At 68.9% G+C, this 15,772-nt stretch carries 15 protein-coding genes and 1 tRNA gene; 10 read left to right on the forward strand and 6 right to left on the reverse strand.

Annotated features, from left to right (window positions below; translation table 11 throughout):
• The first annotated feature begins 18 nt into the window (after positions 1-18).
• The 3 genes from AB0I34_RS41895 (at position 19) to AB0I34_RS41905 (ending at position 1,399) form a co-directional block, all read left to right on the forward strand.
• Positions 19-90: transfer RNA gene (locus AB0I34_RS41895), tRNA-Val, on the forward strand.
• A gap of 338 nt (positions 91-428) precedes the next feature.
• Positions 429-917: a GNAT family N-acetyltransferase gene (locus AB0I34_RS41900; protein ID WP_360457520.1), complete on the forward strand. Its 489-nt coding sequence runs from the start codon at positions 429-431 to the stop codon at positions 915-917.
• The gene (locus tag AB0I34_RS41905; RefSeq protein WP_360457523.1) at positions 917-1,399 is read left to right on the forward strand and encodes a GNAT family N-acetyltransferase; all 483 of its coding nucleotides are present in this window, start codon (positions 917-919) and stop codon (positions 1,397-1,399) included. Before AB0I34_RS41900 ends, AB0I34_RS41905 begins: the two co-directional genes overlap by 1 nt.
• On the opposite strand, the gene AB0I34_RS41910 is transcribed toward AB0I34_RS41905, so the two are convergent.
• Positions 1,378-1,989: an SUMF1/EgtB/PvdO family nonheme iron enzyme gene (locus AB0I34_RS41910; protein WP_360457526.1), complete on the reverse strand. Its 612-nt coding sequence runs from the start codon at positions 1,987-1,989 to the stop codon at positions 1,378-1,380. The genes AB0I34_RS41905 and AB0I34_RS41910 overlap by 22 nt on opposite strands.
• A gap of 18 nt (positions 1,990-2,007) precedes the next feature.
• Positions 2,008-3,465 (reverse strand): glycosyltransferase family 39 protein, encoded by a 1,458-nt coding sequence (locus AB0I34_RS41915; RefSeq protein ID WP_360457529.1) that lies wholly within the window; start codon positions 3,463-3,465, stop codon positions 2,008-2,010.
• 131 nt (positions 3,466-3,596) lie between these two features.
• On the opposite strand from AB0I34_RS41915, the gene AB0I34_RS41920 reads away from it, so the two are divergent.
• The 4 genes from AB0I34_RS41920 to AB0I34_RS41935 all read left to right on the forward strand — a co-directional run bounded on the left by AB0I34_RS41920 (position 3,597) and on the right by AB0I34_RS41935 (position 8,624).
• Complete coding sequence (locus AB0I34_RS41920) at positions 3,597-4,691, forward strand: GntR family transcriptional regulator (RefSeq protein ID WP_360457532.1); 1,095 nt, start codon at positions 3,597-3,599, stop codon at positions 4,689-4,691.
• Positions 4,692-4,747: 56 nt separating this feature from the next.
• Positions 4,748-6,322 carry a histidine kinase gene (locus AB0I34_RS41925; protein ID WP_360457535.1) on the forward strand — a complete coding sequence of 525 codons (1,575 nt, stop codon included), beginning with the start codon at positions 4,748-4,750 and terminating at the stop codon, positions 6,320-6,322.
• Between the two features lie 4 nt (positions 6,323-6,326).
• Positions 6,327-6,992, forward strand: coding sequence for a response regulator transcription factor (locus AB0I34_RS41930; RefSeq protein WP_360457538.1), 666 nt, complete (start codon positions 6,327-6,329; stop codon positions 6,990-6,992).
• Positions 6,993-7,160: 168 nt separating this feature from the next.
• Complete coding sequence (locus AB0I34_RS41935; RefSeq protein ID WP_360457540.1) at positions 7,161-8,624, forward strand: AAA family ATPase; 1,464 nt, start codon at positions 7,161-7,163, stop codon at positions 8,622-8,624.
• Between the two features lie 148 nt (positions 8,625-8,772).
• Here the strand turns inward: AB0I34_RS41935 and AB0I34_RS41940 are convergent, their stop codons facing one another.
• From AB0I34_RS41940 to AB0I34_RS41950, 3 genes are read right to left on the reverse strand one after another with little or no spacing between them, the layout of a single operon-like run.
• A complete protein-coding gene (locus AB0I34_RS41940) occupies positions 8,773-9,561 on the reverse strand; it encodes an ABC transporter permease (RefSeq protein WP_360457543.1) in 789 nt (262 codons plus the stop codon).
• Positions 9,558-10,205: a DedA family protein gene (locus AB0I34_RS41945; RefSeq protein ID WP_360457546.1), complete on the reverse strand. Its 648-nt coding sequence runs from the start codon at positions 10,203-10,205 to the stop codon at positions 9,558-9,560. Before AB0I34_RS41945 ends, AB0I34_RS41940 begins: the two co-directional genes overlap by 4 nt.
• A complete protein-coding gene (locus AB0I34_RS41950; RefSeq protein ID WP_360457548.1) occupies positions 10,202-11,119 on the reverse strand; it encodes an ATP-binding cassette domain-containing protein in 918 nt (305 codons plus the stop codon). The genes AB0I34_RS41945 and AB0I34_RS41950 overlap by 4 nt, the downstream gene beginning before the upstream one ends.
• A gap of 203 nt (positions 11,120-11,322) precedes the next feature.
• Between AB0I34_RS41950 and thrS the strand changes: the two genes are divergently transcribed.
• Both thrS and AB0I34_RS41960 read left to right on the forward strand, forming a co-directional pair.
• On the forward strand, positions 11,323-13,344 hold the full coding sequence (gene thrS / locus AB0I34_RS41955) for a threonine--tRNA ligase (protein WP_360457551.1): 2,022 nt from the start codon (positions 11,323-11,325) through the stop codon (positions 13,342-13,344).
• Positions 13,341-13,946, forward strand: a complete 606-nt coding sequence (locus AB0I34_RS41960; RefSeq protein WP_360457554.1) for an HIT domain-containing protein — start codon at positions 13,341-13,343, stop codon at positions 13,944-13,946. The genes thrS and AB0I34_RS41960 overlap by 4 nt, the downstream gene beginning before the upstream one ends.
• 5 nt (positions 13,947-13,951) lie before the next feature.
• On the opposite strand, the gene AB0I34_RS41965 is transcribed toward AB0I34_RS41960, so the two are convergent.
• The gene (locus AB0I34_RS41965) at positions 13,952-14,947 is read right to left on the reverse strand and encodes a hypothetical protein (RefSeq protein ID WP_360457556.1); all 996 of its coding nucleotides are present in this window, start codon (positions 14,945-14,947) and stop codon (positions 13,952-13,954) included.
• Positions 14,948-15,040: 93 nt separating this feature from the next.
• On the opposite strand from AB0I34_RS41965, the gene pgsA reads away from it, so the two are divergent.
• On the forward strand, positions 15,041-15,772 hold the full coding sequence (gene pgsA, locus AB0I34_RS41970) for a phosphatidylinositol phosphate synthase (protein ID WP_360457559.1): 732 nt from the start codon (positions 15,041-15,043) through the stop codon (positions 15,770-15,772).

The following is a 15,772-nucleotide window of genomic DNA, read 5'->3' on the forward strand; positions in this document are numbered from 1 at the left end:
AGAGTTGTTGTTGTATTTGGACGATTGGCGCAGCGGTAGCGCGCTTCCCTGACACGGAAGAGGTCACTGGTTCGATCCCAGTATCGTCCACGAAGTCGATAGGCGACGTGTGTCCGCGGAAGGCGCGGACCGGGTCGCCTTCGTCGTTTGTGCGGCAGCGCTTCGCTCGCCGCGGGCGGGGGCTCCGCCACCCGCACCCCCTGGCGCCTTCGCTTCGCTCGGCTTGCTGGGGTTGGGCGCCGCGTGGACGGTTCCGGCGTTGGTTGCGCGCCGATTGAGGGTTCCGGCGGTGGTTGCTCGCCGCTCGAAAGGTTCTGGGCGGTGGTTCGGCGGCGCCGGAATGGTTTTGGTCGGTCGGGAGGCAGCTCCGGGTGGGTGGGGTTAACCGGTCGCGGTTGGGGGTTGCGGGTTGTAGCTTCCTGGGGGTGATGGGTTTGGTGAGGACTGAGCGGTTGGAATTGCGGTGGGCGGGGGTGGGGGATTTCGCGGCGTTGTGTGAGATGTGGACCGATGAACTGGTGGGGCAGTACATGGGGGACTACGGGCCGCGGGATGAAGAGGCTGTGCGGGCTTGGTTGACGGGGTTTGTGGATGACGGGACGCATGTGCAGTTCAGTCTCACGCGGCGGTCCGATGGTGAGGTGGTGGGGTGGCTCGGGATGGGGCAGAGCGAGGAGCCGGTGGCGGACTGGAGCTTCGGGTACGCCGTACGGGCGGCTCATCGTGGGCAGGGGTACATGACTGAAGCGTTGACCGCGGGACTCGAGTACTGCCATGACGAGTTGGGCGTCGCGAGTTTGTGGGGTGAGTGCTTCGTGGGGAACGGTGCTTCCGCGCGGGTGATGACTGGTGCGGGGATGGTGGAGATCGAGCCTGTTGAGCGCAGCCGGCGGTTCCGTATCCCGGCGGTGTCCTGATGATCGATCAAACCCAGGTCGATGTTGCGGTGCACCCCGATCTCGATGAGTTGGTGCGGTTGGAGTCGCAGCTCTTCAGTGAGGATGCTGGAGTTCACGACCCTCAGGTTGATGTCTCCTGGCCGACGAGGCATGGGCGCGAGGATTTCGCTCGGCTGATCGATCTCGACTCCGCACTGGTGCTTGTCGCGCGGCGCGAAGGTGTGGTGGTCGGTCATCTCGTTGGATACCTGACGGCACCTTCGCCGACACGCTTCGGACGGCGTACTGCGGAGATACGCAGTCTCTATGTGGACAGCGCTTCTCGCGCGAGCGGCGTGGGGCAGGCGCTGGTCGGCCGATTCAGTGCGTGGGCGCGAGAGAACGACGTGACCAGCGTCAGTGTCACGTCGTACGTCGCGAATCACAGTGCGCGAGCGTTCTACAGCCGGCTCGGGTTTGCCGAGCGTAGCGTTGTCTTTCAGGCCGTCCTCGGAGACTGAGCGAGCCGTAGCCCCAGGTCCTCGATGGCAAAGGTGGGGTGGGAGCGGCGGCGGACGGTGGATCCGATAGAGCGCGGTGGGTCGGCATGGCCGCCACCTCGGAAGATTCTGTAGGCGCCGTAGGTGGCGGGGTCGTACAGGTCCCAGCACCACTCCCAGACGTTGCCGAGCATGTCGTGAAGGCCCCACGCGTTGGGCGTCTTCAGGCCGACCGGATGCGCGACACCGCCTGAGTTCCCGGCGTACCAGGCGATGTCCTCGAGCGGTCCATAGCGGTACGCCGGAGTGCCCGCGGTGCAGGCGTACTGCCACTCGGCCTCGGTGGGCAAGCGATAGCCGGATGAGCTCCAGTCGCACGTGACCTCCGACCCGTCCACCACATAGGCGGCGGGCAGCCCAGCCTCCTCCGACAACTCGTTGCACAAGGCAATGGCGTCGTACCAGCTGATCTCGGTAACAGGTACGCCATCCGAACCAGCGACGGGACAGCAGGCCAACCGGAAGGCGGACAACGACACCTGCCAGCGGGTGCCGAGGCGGTCGTCCCGGAGGGCGATGGTTCCCGCAGGAATGTCGACCATGGTGGGCATCGGGCAACCCTAGGGCCGTCAGTAGTAGCGGCGGAGGTCCGGCCAGAGGGTGGACCATGGCGCGCCGGGGGAGTCGCACAGGACCAGGGCGGTGCCGTCCTCGTCGTTCGAGACGATGTTGTCGATCGTCCCCACCTGCTCGCAATCGCGGAAGTGCGCCTCGAACGTCGGCGACCGCTCCTGCTCGACGAGTACCACTGGACCGGTGTTGCTGTCCGGCGGCCGCTCCCAGTCCGCGAAGCTCATATGACCCGAGTACGCCGGCGGCAGCCCGTGCGAAGGCCCGAAGCGCCGCAACGCGCCCGCCTCACCGTAGTTGCCGGCGAAGATCGTCGCGGACCCCTGCTGCTCCGAGGGGATCCGATTCCACACGTCAGCGACAGCAGTCGCCATCTCCGGCCACCCGATCTGCTCGCCCTGCTCCTTGTTCACCGGAATGACGAAGTCCACCGCCGAAGCCGGCAACACAGGCAACGTGAACAGCGCTGACGTGACTGCGGCCAGCGCGAGTCCAGCGGCGACGATCGATCGCCGCCACGCGAGCACCGGCTCAACCCCGGCCGCCACCAGCACGAGCAGCAGCGGCAAGGCGTAGTACGACTTCCCGCCGACGGCCAGTACGACGAGGCACAGCAGGGGATAGGCCAGCGCGACGGACCGTGCCCACGGCATCCGCCACATCTGGCGGAACCCGGCCACCCACACCGGCACCAGGAACGGCGACAACTGCAGGATCTGGAGCGGGATGAACATGATCCGGTTCTCGGTCCCGTCGTCCTCGCTGATGCCGCCGGCGACAGTGAGCTGCGGCCAATCGTGCTGGAACTGCCACAGCACGTTCGGCAGCGCGACAACCCCCGCGACCCCGACACCCGCCAGCAGCCACCACGAACGCAGTACCTCACGCGGACCGACGATCAACACCGCGATAAGCAACGCACCGATCGGCAGCACCACGAGGTACTTGTTCTCCAGCGCGATCCCCGCGGTGAGTCCGAGCGCGAGCCACCACCGGCCATCGGTCGTTCGCAGCAGCTTGATCGTGAAGAGCGCGATCAGCATCCAGGCGAGCAGGTCGTACGTCGCAGTCGACACCAGATGCCCGACGCCGAGCACGAACCCGGACACCGCCGCACAGATCGCGGCCAGCAGTTGGCCGCGCCGCTCGCTCCCGAACTCCCGCGCGATCAGTGCGACCACCACGATCGTGATCGCACTGGCCACCGTCGACAGCACCCGCAGCCCCATCGGAGTGTTCCCGAACACTTCGGTTGAGATCCGAGCGAGCAACGGTGTCAGCGGGGGCTGGTCGACGTATCCCCAGTCGAGATGTTGCCCGGCGACCATGAAGTAGAGCTCGTCGCGGTGGTACCCGTACCGCCCGGACAAGGCCGTCAGAACGACGGCCACGACCCCCGCGACGGCGTACACGGGAACAGCAGCGAATGCAGGCACCGGCGGGCGCGTGGCGGTCATGCCCGAATGCTGACAGCCCGAAGGGTCCCGAACCACCCCGATTCACCCGGAGGAAACCCCGGTTGCTGCGCGGTTGGCATGCCATCGCGCATGATCTGATATGTCAACCGGACAACGTGAGGGGAGAGGCCGTGGCGCTGCTCTACGAGCGGATCAGTGCACATGTGCTGGAGCAGATCCGGCGTGGTGCGTTGCGGCCCGGTGACCGGGTGCCGTCGGAGATGGAGCTCGCGGCGGAGTTCGAGGTCAGCCGCATCACGTCCAAGCGGGCGCTCGAGGTTCTGCGGGAGGCAGGTCTGGTGGAGCGGATCCGCGGCAAGGGGACGTTCGTCGTACGCCATCTGCCCGACCTGACCGGTGTCACCGTGCCGCTGCGGGGCCGGGTGCCGCGGCCGAGGCCGGACGCCCGCTCGATCGCTCTCGTCATCCCGGATGTGTCCGAGGCGTACGGCCTGGAGTTGCTGTGCGCGGTCGAGGAGCGATGCGCCGAGTACGGCGCGCATCTGATCGTACGGCGGACGCACGGCCGGCAATCCGATGAGGAGAAGGCCGTGGACCTCCTGGTGGCGACCGGTGAGGTGGACGGTCTGATCGTGTTCCCGGTTCACGGCGACTTCTACAACGCCAGCCTGCTCCGGCAGGTGCTGGACGGCTATCCGGTCGTGCTGGTCGACCGCCACCTGTCCGGGATCCCCGTCGCGGCGGTCCACACGGACAACGTGGCCGCGGCGAAGGCCCTCACTGAGCGGCTGCTCGACCAGGGACACCGGCACATCGCCTTCGTGTCTCCGCCTCCCGTGAACACGTCGTCGATCGAGGACCGGCTGGAGGGGTTCCGGTCCGCGTTCGGCGACCGCGGTCAGGCCTACGAGCTGACCGATCTGCGCAGCACTCTGCCCGGGTCCACGACGACGGAGAGTGTCGAGGCGGATGTCGAGGTGATCCGCGCGTTCCGCGAGCGGCTGCCTGAGGTCACAGCGTACTTCGCCTGCGAGTACAACCTGGCCCGGATGACGGACCGAGCGCTTGGCGGCGACCGTGTGGTCGCCTGCTTCGACTCACCGGGTGACTCGATCGGCGGGCCGCCGTACCTGCATGTCCGGCAGGACCAGGAGGAGATGGGTCGGAGGGCGGTGGACCTGCTGCTCGCCCGGCTTCGCGGTGAAGAGGTGCCGAACCTGACCATGGTCCCGTTCGAGCTGGTCGATGCTGAGGGCAACGGGTAGCAGACCTGACTTTCGGCAGTACGGCGATGTCGGGGTGACTGTGTAGCGTCTGGGGCATGAACTGGCGGCGCCTGGGAGACGTCGGCCTGTGGGCCGCGCTGAGCTTCCTCGTGCTCGCGGAGAGCGGTGCCCGTGGCGATCCGTACTGGATGCGGGCCGCCTTCATCGCGACGCTGTTCGTGGCGGTCTTCGTCCGTCGACGCTGGCCACTGGTCGCGCTCGCCGCCGTCGCCTGGGCGGAGATCGTCGTCCTGGCCTTCGCGCTCGGCACGCAGAACGGCGTTCAGGTCGCGTTGGTCCCGGCGATCACCTTGATGAGCTACCTGGCGGGTCGCCGGGAGACTCAGCTGAAGCACTTCGTCATGGTGTGCAGCTGGTCGCTGCTCGGCGGACTGCTCCTCGCTCTGGTGGTGCAGCGTGAGCAGCACGCCACCGAAGCGGTGCTGAGCTGGCTGGTGATGCTGCTGCTCGCATTGCTTCTGGTCGTGCTCCCGTGGCTGGTCGGGCGGTACCGCGCGCAGCAGGCTCTGCTCGCCTCGGCCGGCTGGGACCGGGCGGAGCGGATCGAGCGCGAGCAGCGGATGGCGATCGATCAGGAGCGACTGCGCGAGCGGTCCCGGATCGCCCAGGACATGCACGACTCGGTCGGCCACGAGCTGAGCCTGATTGCCCTCCGCGCCGCCGCCCTTGAGCTCGACCCGTCCCTGCCGGAGGAGCACCGGCAGGCCGCAACCTCGTTGCGTGAAGCAGCCGCCACGGCGACCGATCGGCTCGGCGAGATCATCGGCGTACTGCGGGACTCAGACGCGCCGACGGTGCCACGTGACGAGAGCGTGCCGTCGCTGATAGAGCGGGCGGCCGAGTCTGGTCTCGAGGTCCGTCTGATCGAGGAGGGTGACGGCGAACTGTCACCAATGGTGGATCGCGCCGTGCACCGCATCGTCCAGGAATCACTGACGAACGCGAGTAAGCACGCACCCGGAGCCGCGGTCACCGTGACCGTGACGCGCGCGGACGACGACGTGCGCGTGCAGGTCCTCGACACCGGCGCACAGCGGCCGGTCCAGTCGGTTCCCTCGAGCGGACGCGGCCTGGACGGACTGCGCGAACGCGTCCGGCTCGTCGGCGGGTCGCTCACCGCGGGGCCACGGAGCGGCGGTGGGTTCGAGGTGATGGCGACGATGCCGCGAGCAGGCGGCCGGCCCGAGCCCGAAGCACCGCCGATGTCTGCCGCGCAAGCGGAACGAGCCACGGTACGACGCAGTGCGCGACGCGGTCTGGTCACGGCCGTCGCCGCACCGCTGATCCTCGGAGCGGTCGTCGGCGTGGTTGCCTTGGGCTACTACCTGATCGCCGGCTACAACTCGATCCTGCGCCCCGGCCAGTACGACGCTCTGACCATCGGGCAGCCGGAGGACGACGTGGAGAAGGTGCTCCCGGCGATGCAGATGATCGACCCGCCCAGCGAGGGCTACACGGCCCCGGCCGGCTGGTCCTGCCGCTACTACAGTCCGGACGTCCCGTTCTCGATCACCTACGTCTACAGGCTTTGCTTCGCCGACGGGAAGCTGGTTGCCAAGGCGGTCGTGCAGAGCGGCTCCGTCGTACCGACCCCCGAAAGCACAGGATGACGACATGATCAGGGTGCTGCTGGCCGACGACGAGGCGATGGTGCGGGCGGGGGTCCGCGCGATCCTCGACACCGACGAGGCGATCGAGGTCGTTGCCGAGGCAGCCGATGGGGCGGAGGCGGTCGAGCAGGTCCGGCGGCACCGGCCCGACGTGGCGGTGCTCGATATCCGGATGCCGCGGATGGACGGTCTTGCGGCCGGCGCCGAGATCCGCCGGACCGTGCCCGAGACCGCGGTGGTGATCCTGACGACGTTCTCCGAGGACGCGTACATCGCCCGCGCCCTGGGCGACGGCGCGAGCGGCTTCCTGCTGAAGTCGGGCGACCCCCGCGAGCTGATCGCCGGTCTCAAGGCTGTCGCGGAAGGTGCCGCCTATCTGTCGCCCCGCGTCGCCCAGCGGGTGATCGCCGAGCTGAGCACCGGCACCGGCGGTGGGGCGATGGCCCGAGCCGCGGCTGCCAAGGAGCAGGTCGCCGTACTGAGTCCGCGTGAGCTGGAGGTGCTGGGACTGGTCGGCGCGGGTCTGTCCAATGCGGAGATCGCCCGGCGGCTCTTCCTGGTCGAGGGCACCGTGAAGGCCTACGTGAGCGCGATTCTGCTGCGGCTGGCGGTCAAGAACCGGGTGCAGGCCGCGATCGTCGCCTACGAGGCCGGCCTGGTGACTGGTTGAGGGGTCAGATTCCGTGACCCGGTGGTGGTGCGACGCTCCGGGTGGTGACGTGGTGTGGACACCCGGTCATGGGATAGTGGACCTTCCCCGGGGACCTCACCTCCGGAATCGAAACCCAGCAACCCCAGGGGCCACCCGCCCCCTCTGACAGAATCGGGGACCCAGGTCGTGACCGACTCGCACAACTCCGGACAGCACAAGGACCGGGAAGCGGCGGCGGCCGAGGTCCGGAGAATGTGGCAACCGACGCCCTCCTGGACCCAGCCGGATCCGAACACGGCGCCCGCCGACGAGCCCGAGAAGCCCGACGAGCAGCCCGACGCGCTCTCCCAGGAGTTCCCGGGCGACGCGTGGTCCCGGCCCAACCAGCCGCCGCCCAGCCCGTCCTGGTCGCAGCCGGCGGCCGAGTCCGACACTCCCGACGAGTCCGACGACGCCGAGGCGGACAGCGCCGACGACCAGTCGTCCGGCCCTGCAGCCGGCGGTCAGGGCGACAGCGGTACGGCTCCGCAGGGTGCACCCAACAGCCCGGTGTTCGGCGGCTCGTCGTTCCAGGGCTCCGGCGCGGGCTACGGCGCCCCGGAGAACCCTCCGGCGACCGGTGGTCCCGCGCAGGGCGGCGGTCAGCAGCTGTCTCCGGCCGCGCAGCACTTCTTCCCGCAAGGCGTCCCCGGCCAGAACGTGCCGCAGCAGCGTGACGTCTCCTACCGCACCGACGAGCTGATCCAGGCGCTTCCGCTGCCTCGGGAGGCTCCGGCGGAGCGCGGCGTCCGCAGTGTGCTGAAGCTGCGTCCGGGCAGCGGCGAGCGGCTGGAGCGGATGGCCCGCGCGACCGCGGCGACGGCGTTCCGGCGCCCGGTGACGATCGTGGTGGCGAACCCGAAGGGCGGGTCAGGCAAGACGCCGACCACGCTGCTGCTCGCCGGTGCGCTCGGTCAGGCCCGTGGTGGTGGCGTAGTCGCCTGGGACAACAACGAACTGCGCGGCAACATGCACCTGCGCACGCACGACACGAACTCCCGGTCCACCGTCACCGACATGCTCCAGGCGATGCCGATGCTGACCCAGCCGGACGCCCGGCTCGGCGACGTGGCGGCGTACCTGCGGCACCAGGTCGCCGGGCAGTACGACGTCCTGACCTCGGCGACCACGACGTACGCGCAGATCGAGGCCAAGGACTTCGACCAGATCCACCGGTTGCTGAGCCGGTTCTACAAGGTGCTCGTGATCGACACCGGGAACAACGAGGGCTCCAGCAACTGGCGCGAGGCGATGAAGGCGGCCGACGCCCTCGTCATCCCGATCAAGTGGAAGAGCCTGTCCTGCGCGGCCGCCGTGCAGATGCTGGAGGAGCTCGACAACCAGGGCCCGGAGGCGCAGCGCCTGATCCGCCGTGCGGTGATCGCGGTGTCGAACGGTCCCGGCGACGTGAACAAGGAGGTCGAGAAGCAACTCCGGCCGTACTTCGAGTCGCGCGCGGCCGCCGTGGTCGACATTCCGACCGACCAGCACATCGCGGCCGAAGGCCCGCTGGACCACTCCGCCCTCCAGCCGACCACCCGCCGCGCAGGCCTGGCGCTGGCAGCAAAGGTGTCGGAGCAGATCACCATCGCCCTGAACGTTCCGCGGTAAGCCGTGCCGAAGTCGCCCGGACCTTCATGATCCGGGCGACTTCGTCGTTCCTCCCGTGCCGGGATCAGACGGCTCGCTGGCGGGTTGTGTACTGGCTGACCGGATACAAGGCGCCAGGCCTGGAACAACCCGGTAGCGAGTCCGCCGATCAGGCGTCGCGGTGGGACAGGATCCGCGAGCCGAGGGCGAGACCCAGGACGGCCCAGGCGATCAGGAGAACCGCGCTCAGAGTTGGGGAGAGTGGGTCGGTTGTGCCGGTCAGGTAGTTCTGGCCGGCGCCGCCCGGGAGCAGGGCCGCGATCCACACGAGTGCGCGGATCGAGCTCTGGCCGAGCATGAGCGGGACGACCATGAGCAGGAGGAAGGCCACCGTCAGCGTTCCCGCCGTACTGCGGACGACCCAGGCGATCCCGGCCGCGAACAGCCCGGCTGTCGTCGCGTAGAAGGCGACCGACAGCAGGTCGACCGCCAGTGCGCTCGCGCTCCAGTCGGCCCACGAGCCCGCGGCCAGGCCGCCGGCGAGAGCTGCGACGCCGGCGAGCACCAGGCCGTAGACGAACAGGACCGGTGCGAGCACGATCGCCTTCGCCAGTACGACGTTCCGCCGTACTGGAGTCCACTGCAGGGTCGAGCGGATGCTGCCGGTCGCGTACTCGGACGTGACGGTCAGCAGGGCGAAGGCGGCGACCACCACCTGCACGATCATGATGACCGAAGCGCCGAACTCACCGACGGCCTCCGTCTGCGCGACCTGCCCCGGCTCCAGATGGGCGCTCGTGTACGCGAGGTTGAAGCCGAACTGCAGGCCGAGAAGCGTAGTCAGCACCAGTGCTGCCGCGAGGTTCAGCCAGCTCGACCGGACTGTCCACAGCTTGGTCCACTCCGAACGCACCGCGTCCGGGAGACCGGTCCCCAGGGTGACAACCGCCGTACTCACCGCTCACCTGCTTCCACGAGTTCAGCTTCGGGCTCGACGTGAGCCCTCTTCTTGTTCAGTCGGTGCCGGACGAGCTCCACGATCAGCGTGACCGCCAGCGCCAGCGCGATGCCGAGGATCACGCCCTTCAGCGGGTTGTCCTCGAACGCTTTCCCGCCGATGTAACCGACCAGGGTGCAGTACAGGCCCCAGCTGACGGCCGCGATGGCGGCGAAGGACGAGAACTTGCGCAGCGGGTACCGCACCGATCCCATCGTCAACGTGACCGCGGTGCGCCCACCCGGCACGTACCGAGCGACCACGAGTACGAGTCCGCCGCGGTCTGCCAGTGCCCGCCGAGCCCACAGCACGGCCGCGTGCCGTTTGGTCCCTGGCTTCATCCGATCGAGCAGCCGGCCGCCGGCGCCGCGGCCCAGCGCGTAGGACACGTGGTCGCCGACGAAGGCACCGACGGCGGCGGCCGCGATCACGGCGTACAGGTTGGGTTCACCGTTGGCCGCCACGAACACGCCCGCGGTGACCACGAGTGTCTCGCTGGGGATGGCCGGGAAGAACCCGTCCAGGGCGGCGAAGCCCCACAGCGCCACGTAGATCCACCACGAGGACATCAACTCCTCGGCGAAATGCAGGATCGCGGAGCTCATGACGCCACCGCCACGCCGTACTGGACGCTGTCCGCGGTGAGCTCCATGTACGCCTCCTCCAGCGAGGCCCGCTGTGTCTGCAACTCGTGCAGCCGTACGCCGAGCTCGTACGCCAGATCTCCGACCCGCTCCGCCGTTACGCCGGTCACGATCAACCGGCCGTCCGTGGACTCGACCCGCTCCGCCTCCGCGACGAGCCGATCCCGCAGTACGGCGAGCTGTGCCCGATCGGGGACGCAGACGGCGACCGTGGTGCGCGACGACCGCGCGATCACGTCCGCGACCGGAGCGTCGGCGATCAGCCGGCCGCGCCCGATCACGACGAGCTGGTCGGCAGTCAGCTGCATCTCGCTCATCAGGTGGCTGGAGACGAACACTGTCCGGCCCTCCGCCGCGAGCGAGCGCATCAGCCCGCGGACCCAGCGGACGCCGTCCGGGTCGAGGCCGTTCACCGGCTCGTCGAACATCAGCACCTCGGGGTCGCCGAGCAGCGCACCGGCGATGCCGAGACGCTGTCCCATGCCGAGCGAGAACTGTCCGGCGCGCTTGCCGGTGACGGAGTCCAGGCCCACGACGGACAGGACCTCGTCCACCCGGCTGACCGGGAGACCGTTGCTCCGGGCCATCGCGATCAGGTGGTTGCGCGCGGACCGCCGCGGGTGCAGCGCCTTGGCGTCGAGCAGTGCGCCGACCTTGGTGAGCGGTGCCGGCCAGTCGGCGTACGGGCGGCCGTCGACCAGGGCAGTGCCCTCGGTCGGTGCGTCGAGGCCGAGGATCATCCGCATCGTGGTCGACTTGCCGGCGCCGTTCGGGCCGAGGAAGCCGGTCACCCGGCCGGGGGAGACGGTCAGGTCGAGCGAGTCCACCGCGCGGGTGTCGCCGTACCTCTTGGTGAGTCCTTCGAGCGTGATCACGCTGGGGGCCCTTCTGGAACGGATTGGTCTCTCGAACCTAGGAATCCGGGCACCCCTGGCACATCGGACGATGGGCGTCGGCGACCCCCTACTTTCGTCAGGTGGCCGGACCTGTGGATACGCCGTCGGGCCGTGGGTCGCGACTCGATACCATCTGTGGCGTGACCGGCATCTCGGCCGGTCGGCAAACTCGAGGAGTGAACGTGCCGGAAGTCAAGGTCCATCTGATCGGCGTCGAGGGCGAGGCTGAGCGGAGTGTGACCGAGACGACGACGATCGGGGAGCTGTTCGCCGCAATCTTCGGCCAGGACCGCTCCGCCATCGCCGCCCGCGTCAACGGTGAGCTCCGGGACCTGTCGCGGGTGGTCGCCGACGGCGACGAGATCGAGCCGGTGAAGGCGTCGTCGGAGGACGGCCGGGCGATCATCCGGCACTCGACCGCGCACGTGCTCGCCCAGGCGGTGCAGGACCTGTTCCCGGAGGCGAAGCTGGGCATCGGCCCGCCGGTCGAGAACGGCTTCTACTACGACTTCGACGTGCCCACCCCGTTCACCCCGGACGACCTGGGCAAGCTCGAGAAGAAGATGCAGCAGATCATCAAGGAGCGGCAGCGGTTCACCCGCCGGGTGGTCTCCGACGACGACGCGCGGACCGAGCTCGCGACCGAGCCGTACAAGCTCGAGCTGATCGGGATCAAAGGCTCGGCGGCGGACGCGGCCGAGGGCGCGAGTGTCGAGGTCGGCGGCGGCGAGCTGACCATCTACGACAACGTCCGGCGGGACGACTCCGTCGCCTGGAAGGACCTGTGCCGCGGCCCGCACGTGCCCGCGACCGGCTACCTGGGCAACTTCAAGCTGATGCGGACCGCCGCGGCGTACTGGCGGGGGAGCGAGAAGAACCCGCAGCTCCAGCGCATCTACGGGACGGCGTGGGAGTCGCGCGACGAGCTGAAGGCGTACCTGAACCGGTTGGAGGAGGCCGCCAAGCGCGACCACCGCAAGCTCGGCAGCGAGCTCGACCTGTTCAGCTTCCCCGACGAGATCGGTTCGGGACTCGCGGTGTTCCACCCCAAGGGCGGCGTACTGCGCAAGGTGATGGAGGACTACTCCCGCCAGCGCCACGTCGAGGACGGCTACGAGTTCGTCTACTCGCCGCACATCACCAAGGCGCAGCTGTTCGAGACCTCGGGCCACCTGGACTGGTACGCCGACGGCATGTACCCGCCCATGCACCTGGACGAGGAGCGGGGCGCGGACGGGCAGATCCGCAAACAGGGCCAGGATTACTACCTGAAGCCGATGAACTGCCCGATGCACAACCTGATCTACGGCGCCCGCGGCCGGTCCTACCGGGAGCTGCCGCTGCGGTTGTTCGAGTTCGGCACGGTCTACCGGCTGGAGAAGTCCGGCGTCGTGCACGGCATGACCCGGGCCCGGGGCTTCACCCAGGACGACGCGCACATCTACTGCACCCGCGAGCAGATGCGCGACGAGCTGCGCAAGCTGCTGACCTTCGTGCTCGGCCTGCTCGCCGACTACGGCCTGGACGACTTCTACCTCGAGCTCTCGACCAAGAACCCGGACAAGTTCGTCGGCTCCGACGAGGTCTGGGAGGAGGCGACCGAGACGCTGCGCGAGGTTGCCGAGGGCTCCGGTCTCGAGCTGGTCCCGGATCCGGGCGGCGCCGCGTTCTACGGCCCGAAGATCTCGGTCCAGACCAAGGACGCGATCGGCCGGACGTGGCAGATGTCCACGATCCAGCTGGACTTCAACCTGCCGGAGCGGTTCGAGCTGGAGTACACCGCGCCGGACGGGTCCCGGCAGCGGCCGGTGATGATCCACCGCGCGCTGTTCGGCTCGATCGAGCGGTTCGTCGCCGTGCTGACCGAGCACTACGCCGGCGCCTTCCCGCCCTGGCTGGCCCCGGTCCAGGTGGTCGGTATCCCGGTCACCGACGGCCACGTGGACTACCTGTACGACGTCGCCGCGCAACTGAAGGCGCAGGGGATCCGGATCGAGGTCGACTCATCCGACGACCGGATGCAGAAGAAGATCCGCAACGCCCAGAAGTCCAAGGTGCCGTACATGCTGATCGCCGGCGACGACGACATGGCCGCCGGGTCGGTGTCGTTCCGCTACCGCGACGGCACGCAGAAGAACGGCGTACCGATCGCCGATGCGGTGAGCGAGATCGTGGAGGCCGTCCAGAAGCGCGTCCAGGTATGACGGGTTCCCCCGACCAACCGTCCGCCGGCGATCAGGGCGGCGTACCGGAGTCGCCGTACGCGCCCGATGAGGTGGTTGTGCAGGACGGGGTCGGGGTGCCGGATCCGTTCATGCGGTTGTGGACGCCGCACCGGATGGCCTACATCGAGGGGGAGAACAAGCCGACCAGTGGTGCGGCCGGGTCGGGTTGCCCGTTCTGCCGGTTGCCGGGGTTGCCGGATGCCGACGCGCTGATCGTGCACCGGGGCGAGGCGGCGTACGCGGTGCTGAACCTGTACCCGTACAACCCTGGCCATCTGATGGTGGTGCCGTACCGGCATGTCGCGGACTACACGGAGTTGACCGACGCGGAGGTCAGGGACGTCTCGGAGCTGACCCGGCAGGCGATGCAGGCGGTCCGGACGGTGTCGGGCGCGCACGGCTTCAACATCGGCATGAACCAAGGCGAGATCGCCGGCGCCGGGATTGCCGCCCACCTGCACCAGCACGTGGTGCCGCGCTGGGCAGGCGACACCAACTTCATGCCGGCGATCGCCCACACCAAGGTGCTGCCGCAACTCCTGTCCGAAACCAGGGCCTTGCTCGCCAAATCCTGGCCGTAGGCGGGTCAGCGCAGGAAGAGCGGCATCATCGGGTCGACGATGCCTTGGAGCGTGGTGAGGGGGACCACGCGGGGTGGGTTCGTCAGGCCGGTGACGCGGACGACGCGGCGGCCGAGGCGGAAGACGAGTTCGCCCTTGTCCGGGAGGTAGTAGCCGGGCTGGCCGACCGGCGCGAGCTGTGGTGGAGGCGTCCGCTCCGCCTCCGGGATCGTCGGCTGGTCGAACGCCTCGACGATCGACACCGTCGCGTCGTACGTCCCCCAGATGCACGTCAACGCACCACGGACCCGATAGTCCCGCCGCAGCTGCACCTGCGCCCCGGCGAACTCCTCGGCCTGCGAGTTCGACAGCTGGCACGCGGCGTCGGTCTGCCGAGCGTTCCGCAGCGACGTCGGTACGGCGTCCCGCGTCGCCAGCGCGATCGCGACCGCCTTGGCGCGGTCGATGCCGTCGGCGGTACTGCGATCGATGCCGCCCGCAGGCGTGATGCGGACAGCCCGGTCGCCGACCGTGAACACCATCCGGGACTCGGTGATCAGGGCGCTCGGTCCGAGTTCGGTCAGAGGCTCGACCTTGCCGGCGCCGGTGAGCAGCCGGTTGAGCGAGTCGGGCTGGCGGGGGAGCGCGGTGACACCGATCGTGACGACCCGGTCCTCGAGAAGCAGCGTGCACAGGTCCATGGCCGGCAGGCCGCCGTCGTTCCAGGCGTTCGGTTTCGCGGTGACGGGCACGCGCAGCTGGGTGGTCAGTGTTCTGGTGATCGCCGTACACACCTGTGGTCCCGGTGCCCCCGCCGTACCGTCCAGGCCCTCGGCCTGCGGGGGCGCGATGGCTGTCGGGACCACGGCGGGCGGCTGCGTCGGCACGGTGAGCGGACGGGAGCCGTCGGCCTTGCGTGCGACCGAGCAGCCGGAGGTCAGCAGCGCCAGAGCCAGTGCACCAGCCAGTGCACTCGCCAGCGCGCCGCGGCTGAGCCGCGCCGTCCTCCGTCGCGTCCTCACACCGTCAGCATCGCGCGAAATCAGGTCTGTCGCAGGCGGAACGCCGTGGCTTGTCACCGGATGGTGATCCGGCTGGACTACGATCGGCCCGCCATGCTTAACAGATTCCGGCAGTTCTGGACCAAGGTGATCACGCCGATCGCCAAACTTCTGCTCAGGCTCGGCGTGACCGCTGACATGGTCACGCTCGTGGGCACGATCGGCGTGTGCGCGGGCGCGCTGATCTTCTTCCCGCGCGGCCAGCTGTGGCTGGGCGTGGTGATCATCACCTGCTTCGTGTTCTCGGACCTGATCGACGGCTTCATGGCCCGCACGTCGGGCACGTCGTCGAAGTGGGGGTCGTACCTCGACTCCACGCTCGACCGCATCGGCGACGGCGCGATCTACGGCGGCCTGGTGATGTACTACGCCAACTCACGCGCCGGCGACTCGACCCTGATGGCCGCGGTCACGCTGTGGGCGCTGGTGATGGGTGCGGTGACGTCGTACGCGCGGGCCAAGGCCGAGAGCCTCGGTCTGAAGGCGAGCGGTGGTCTGGCCGAGCGCGCGGACCGGCTCGTGTTCACCCTGGTCATCGCGTTCTTCTCCGACGTGTTCGACCTGCCGATCCTGCTGAAGATCGTGATCTGGGCGGTCGCTGTCGCCAGCACGATCACCGTGGTCCAGCGGTCACTGTCGGTCCGCAAGCAGGTCCTCGCCGACCCGGCCAACGCCGGCCTGGACACCCCGCCGCCGGCGACGGCCGAGCCCCAGGCCACGACCGAGTCCCACGCCACGGCCGAGCCCACGACCGAGCCCCCGGCCGAACCGGACCCGAAGAACTGA

Source organism: Kribbella sp. NPDC050281 (genome assembly GCF_040655855.1).
Classification (GTDB): Bacteria; Actinomycetota; Actinomycetes; order Propionibacteriales; family Kribbellaceae; genus Kribbella.